The following is a 397-nucleotide window of genomic DNA, read 5'->3' as shown; positions in this document are numbered from 1 at the left end:
CGGACCGCCGCGCGGTCACCCTCGGTCAGTACGGTCCGGGGGTCGTTGCCGCACCCGCCCCTCAGAAAGGGGGTTCCTCGGTGTACCCTCCGTCCTGCGCCTGGCCGTTCGCGGCGGCACCCGCCGGGGCTCCGGCCGGGACCGCCGGACGGGTGCGGGAGGCACTGGCCCACGCGTCGTCACCCGGGGCCGATCCCTGGGACTTGGCCACCTTCGTCACGGTGGCCGTGGCGAACGTCAGGTCAGGGCCGACCGCGGACCCCTCGACCTCCCACGCCGAACGCTTCTCGTTCGTCTTCTCGTCCGTCCACGTCCGCTGTCGCAGGTCGCCCACGACCAGGACGCGCATCCCCTTCGTGAGAGTGCCGGCCGCGTTCTCGGCCAGGGACCGCCACAC

Annotated in this window: 1 protein-coding gene; it reads right to left on the bottom strand. The window is 73.6% G+C overall.

Going from position 1 to position 397, the window contains the following annotated elements:
* Positions 1 to 61 precede the first annotated feature (61 nt).
* Positions 62 to 397: single-stranded DNA-binding protein (locus ADL29_RS10285; RefSeq protein ID WP_157878436.1), on the bottom strand; the 336-nt coding region annotated here is incomplete at its 5' end.

The sequence above is a fragment of the Streptomyces chattanoogensis genome (genome assembly GCF_001294335.1).
GTDB lineage: Bacteria > Actinomycetota > Actinomycetes > Streptomycetales > Streptomycetaceae > Streptomyces > Streptomyces chattanoogensis.
The sequence above is the reverse complement of the archived record's forward strand: the minus strand, read 5'-3'. Positions and strand labels throughout refer to the sequence as shown.